This window comes from Longimicrobium sp. (assembly GCF_036387355.1).
GTDB lineage: Bacteria > Gemmatimonadota > Gemmatimonadetes > Longimicrobiales > Longimicrobiaceae > Longimicrobium.
Genome location: NZ_DASVTX010000509.1, coordinates 1 through 4,990, shown reverse-complemented (window position 1 = coordinate 4,990; position 4,990 = coordinate 1). Strand labels below are relative to the sequence as shown.

Annotated in this window: 4 protein-coding genes and 1 riboswitch; of the genes, 3 read left to right on the top strand and 1 reads right to left on the bottom strand. The window is 69.5% G+C overall.

Annotated elements, in window-relative coordinates:
* Positions 1–227, bottom strand: a 227-nt coding sequence (locus tag VF665_RS22155; protein WP_331055654.1) for a DUF3131 domain-containing protein, incomplete at its 3' end; no start/stop codon positions are given.
* Between the two features lie 368 nt (positions 228–595).
* Positions 596–687: riboswitch (cyclic di-GMP riboswitch) on the top strand.
* Positions 688–703: 16 nt separating this feature from the next.
* Between VF665_RS22155 and VF665_RS22150 the strand changes: the two genes are divergently transcribed.
* The 3 genes from VF665_RS22150 to VF665_RS22140 all read left to right on the top strand — a co-directional run.
* The gene (locus VF665_RS22150; protein WP_331055653.1) at positions 704–1,828 is read left to right on the top strand and encodes a glycoside hydrolase family 26 protein; all 1,125 of its coding nucleotides are present in this window, start codon (positions 704–706) and stop codon (positions 1,826–1,828) included.
* A 265-nt stretch (positions 1,829–2,093) separates the two neighbouring features.
* Positions 2,094–4,454: a glycosyltransferase family 2 protein gene (locus tag VF665_RS22145; RefSeq protein WP_331055652.1), complete on the top strand. Its 2,361-nt coding sequence runs from the start codon at positions 2,094–2,096 to the stop codon at positions 4,452–4,454.
* 41 nt (positions 4,455–4,495) lie between these two features.
* On the top strand, positions 4,496–4,990 hold a 495-nt coding region (locus VF665_RS22140), incomplete at its 3' end, for a hypothetical protein (RefSeq protein WP_331055651.1).

Below are 4,990 nucleotides of genomic sequence, written 5' to 3'. Positions count from 1 at the left end.
CCGCTGCCGATGTCCCACACCGTGGCGTACTGGTACCCGGCCACGGAGTTGATCCACCCCGTCTGCGCGTTGTAGTTGGCGTTGGCGTACGACCATGCCGTCACCGCCGCCTGGTTGAAGAGAACGGCGTCCGACGTCTGGGCCGCGGCGGCCGGCGGCGCGTCCTGCGCCCGGAGCGGCGGGGCGGCCAGGCACAGCACCGCCGCCAGGAGAATTGGTTTGCGCATCGTCCGCGGGGGATGTGGGGTCTGCCACCGCCGCGCGCAGCAGCACGGCGCGGCACCACCGCTCAGGCAAGGCGCGCGCCATCCGCCCGGCTCACCTGCCCCGCTTCCGGGGTCCTCAGCCGGGATCATCGCAAGCACCTGCGAGTGCGGCAGATACGAGGATGCAAGCACACGCATGTTCCCGCATCCCTTGCAGATGACCCGAACGCGTGCGGATTGCGGGACACGCCCGTGCCCCCGGCCGCGCCCGGACACGCATAAACCCTTGCCGTTGCTGGATTTGTGGATTGGAGAGGAAACGGAATGCGTTTCGCCTAGGGGCAAGGGACATCCCGCCCCGCGCCGGCATCCCCGCCGGCTCCGGGCACCGATGAAAACGGCAAACCCGCCGAAAGGCGGGGACGCAAAGCCCCGAGGCTACCGCGCGGATCCCCCGCGCCACGCCAGTCGAGCCGCCGACCCGAGTGCCATCCCGAATGCAGCGTTCCGCCTTTCGTCCGTTCCTGGGCCTGCTGGCCTCCGCCGCGCTTTTTGCTGCATGCTCCGACATGCCTACGCAGAACGACGCCGTCGTCGACGCCAAGAAGTCGCCCCTTCCGCCCCCCCCGGCGCCCACCACCGACACGCGCCCGTTCTACGCCGGCGCGTACCTGGGCGACGCCGCCAGCACGCCGGAAAACATCGGCGCGGGAATCACCGCCTTCGCCCAGCGTTCCGGCAAGCGGCCGTCGCTGGTCAAGACCTTCCACGACCTGCGCTGCGACTGGAGCAGCGTGGGCTGGTGCGGGCGGCTTGCCCGCCAGGTGGATGCCGCCGGCGCCACCAATTACCTGGCCGTCGACCTGCGCTGGAGCGGTGCCCCCGCGACCGGCCTGCTGGACGCCATCAACGCCGGGCAGGCTGACGCCACCCTCACGCAGATGGCCCGCGACTTTCGCGCGTTCGGCCGCCCCGTGCTGCTGGAGCCCGGGTGGGAGATGAACGGCAACTGGAACTACGCCTGGCAGGGCGCGCTCAACGGCGGCGAGGCCGGCGGCCCCGCCCGCTTCGTCCAGGCCTGGCGCCGGATGGTGGACATCTTTCGCCGCGAAGGCGCCACCAACATCCGCTGGGTGTGGAACCCCAACGTCGGCAACCCGGTGGCCTACGCCGCGGGCACGTCGCACTGGAACTGGTACGCCAACTACTATCCCGGCGCCACGTACGTGGACTACATCGGCGCGCACGGCTTCAACGCGCCGCGCGTGTGGGGCGGAAGCTGGAAGAGCTTCGGCGAAATGTTCGACGGCACCTCCGCCGAGCACATGCTGAGCGACATGGCGGCGCGCTTTCCCGGCAAGCCCATTCTGGTGGGCGAGTTCGCCACGGAGGAGGGCACCGGCACCGCCAAGGCCACGTGGATCAAGGACGCCTACGCCGCCCTCAAGGCCAACCCCGCCGTGGTGGGCGCCGTGTGGTTCGACGCCAACAAGGAAGCCGACTGGCGCATCGATTCCACCACTGCCTCCCTGGATGCCTTCCGCGCCGCCATGAGCGACGCCCGGGTGCAGACCGCCTTCGTGAGCACCTCCGTCCCCGCGGGACAGCTCGCCGTCCGCTGACGCGGAAGGTTCCGCGCCGGAGCAGCCGGCTGTGTAGCACCTGTTGAACGAACCTGCGGGACTGACACGCGCCGCATCGGGTAAACCGATGCGGCGCTGCTATTTAGCCATACCCGAGGAACATGCGTTCTGAGGGCATGCTTCTGGCATGGCGACCCCACCACCCGGGCTGGTCCCGGAGGGTGTAGCAGAAATCAGCACCCGCGCGCAGCTGATGCAGGGCGCGCCGGGCTGACGGGCAGAGATCAAGCGCAGGAAAAACGTGATGAACGCCGCCAACAACCCCGCCGCGCTGGAGCCGCTTCGCCGGCGCCCGCCCAACGCCGTGCCGCGCCTTCCCCGGTGGCAGGAGTGGCTGGTGCGCGCCATCGCCGTGGTGACGCTTTCGTACTGGACGTACTACATCGTGTGGCGATGGGGCTGGACGCTCAACCCGGACGCGCTCTGGTTCAGCATTCCCCTGGCCCTCGCGGAAACGTGGGGGCTGCTGACCGCGTTCGTCATGATCCTGTCGGTGTGGAAGATCAAGCACCGCCAGCCCCTTCCCGCCCCGGCGGGAATGAGCGTGGACGTGTTCATCACCTGCTACGACGAGCCGCTGGAGGTGATCCGGCGCACGGCGGTGGGGGCGCGCGCCATCCGCTACCCGCACGCCACCTGGGTGCTGGACGACGGCAAGCGCGACGAAGTGGAGGCCATGGCCCGCGAGCTGGGGATCGGCTACCTGCGGCGCCCCACCAACGAGCACGCCAAGGCCGGCAACCTGAACTACGCCCTGCATCACACCTCGGGCGACTTCATTCTGCAGCTGGACGCGGACCACGTTCCGCTTCCCCACATCCTGGACCGGGTGCTCGGCTTCTTTGAAGAAGATCCCAGGCTGGCCTTTGTGCAGACGCCGCAGGACTTCTACAACACCGACGCCTTCACGTACAACGTCGACAGCGAGTCCCGCCGCATCTGGGAGGAGCAGCGCCTGTTCTTCGGCGTCATCCAGCCCGGCAAGGACAGCATCAACAGCACCTTTTTCTGCGGGTGCAGCGCGGTGATCCGCCGCGCGGCGCTGGACAGCATCGGCGGGTTCAGCACGCAGACCATCACCGAAGACATCGAGACGTCGCTGCGGCTGCACGCCGACGGGTGGAACAGCGCCTTCTACGGCGAAAGCCTGGTGTACGGCCTGGCCGCGCACTCGGCGGTGGCGTTCCACACCCAGCACCTGCGCTGGGGGCAGGGCGGCATGCAGGTGCTCCGCCGCTACAACCCCATCACTTATCCGGGGCTGTCGCTGGCGCAGCGCATCAGCTACTTCGGATCGCTTACGGCGTACCTGGGCGGTCTGCAGAAGCTGGTGTACTACGCGTCGCCGCTCATCTTCTTCTTTACCGGCGTGCTCCCCATCAAGGCGCTGAACCGCGACTTCCTGGCGCGGTTCCTCCCCTTCCTCTTCCTCAGCTTTCTGCTGTCGGAGGCGTGGGCGCGCGGGCGCAGCAACACGTGGATCGCCGAGCGCTTCCACATGGTGAAGTTCTGGACGTACACGCGGGCGGTGTTCAGCATCTTCAGCCGCAAGCCGCAGACGTTCAAGGTCACGCCCAAGGGTCCCGGGCACGTCCCTTTCAAGACCTACGCGCCGCAGGTGGTGCTGATGGCCATGACGGTGCTGGGCGTGGTGTGGGCCACGGTCATGCACCGCTTCGGGTGGATCGGGTACGGCGGGCTGGATGGATGGAAGTCCATCGCGTTTCAGAGCAACCTGTTCTGGGCGGCCATCAACTTCGCCGTGGCGCTTTCCGTGGTGCGGATGAGCCTGCGGGTGCGCCAGCAGCGCTCCGACCACCGCTTCCGCGACCAGTTCCCCGTCAGCATCGCCGTCGCCGGCGTGGGCGGGCGCACGCGCCGGGCCGTGGCGCTGGCCGAGGACCTGAACCCGTCGGGGATGTCGCTGCGCAGCAGCGCCGTCATCGAGCCGGGAACGCAGGTGCGGCTCACCCTTCCCCTGAGCACGCAGACGGTGCAGGTGGACGGCACCGTGCTGCGCAGCGAGCCCACCGGAAAGAAGCGCCGCCGCCGCGGCGGCGGGGAGCCGCTTCCCGTGTTCCGCTCCGGCATCGAGTTCCGCGACGTGCCCATGGCCGTGCGCGACCAGATCGAGCTGCACTGCACCACGCACGCGGTGCCGCTGGAGCAGTCGCAGTACCGCATCACCTCGCCCAACCCGTTTGAAAAGACGCTGGAGTGGGTGCGCAACGTGCGGCGCGAGGCGCGGCGGCCGGTGCACATGCCCGCCACCGTGCTGCTGGGCGGGCGCAAGAACGCGCGGCAGGAGGTGGGCTTTCTGGAAGAGGTGAGCGAGGGCGGCGCCCGGCTGGTGATGACGGAGCCCATCGCGCCGCGCACGCACGTCCGCTTCCGGGTGCCGGGCACGGAAATTCAGGGTGCGGGCGAGGTGGTGTTCGCGCGGGCGATCGAAACGCCCATCGGGGTGCGCTTCGCCATCGGCGTAAAGCTGCGGCGGGAGATCAAGCTGCTCCCCGGCGCCCCCGCGAAACCGGCCGCGGCGGCGCCGGCACGGAGCGGACGGACGGGACGGAATACGGGCAAGGCGACCGCGGCGGGACTGTGAACGCGCGCGGACTGGCGGGACCGAGGACGTGGGAGGAAACGATGGATACGATGACCATGCGGGAGCGGCCGAGCGTACAGCGCACGGTGTGTACGGTGGGGTACCTGTGGCTCATGGCCGCGCTCCCCACGGGGACGGCGGTGCTGCTGGGGCCGGCGGGCTGGGTCACGAACGCGCTGCACTCGCGCGGCTGGGGGCAGAACGCCGAAGACCTGGTGATGAAGGGGGTAATCCTGGCCTTCGTGGTGGGATCGCTGATGATCGCGCTGGCCCTGGCCGCCGCCACCCTGCGCGCCGAGCGGCGCCGGGTGCGCATCGGCATCCCGGTGTTCGTCACGGCGCTGTGCGCGCTTTCGCTCTGGGGGTGGATGGACCCCAACCGCATGATGGCCGCGGTGGCGGGCGGCGGGCAGCACGGCGAGGCGCTCACGTCGGAGAACGGCGCGCAGTTCCTCTTCGGCGCGTACCCCGACAAGGCGCGGCTCGCGGCGCTCAAGAAGCAGGGGTACACGGCGGTCGTTTCGCTGCAGCACCCG

What these genes read in the sequence shown, in the direction of transcription:
- VF665_RS22150 (WP_331055653.1), top strand. Translation starts at nt 704, where the DNA reads ATGCAGCGTTCCGCCTTTCGTCCGTTCCTGGGCCTGCTGGCCTCCGCC.
- VF665_RS22145 (WP_331055652.1), top strand. Translation starts at nt 2,094, where the DNA reads ATGAACGCCGCCAACAACCCCGCCGCGCTGGAGCCGCTTCGCCGGCGC.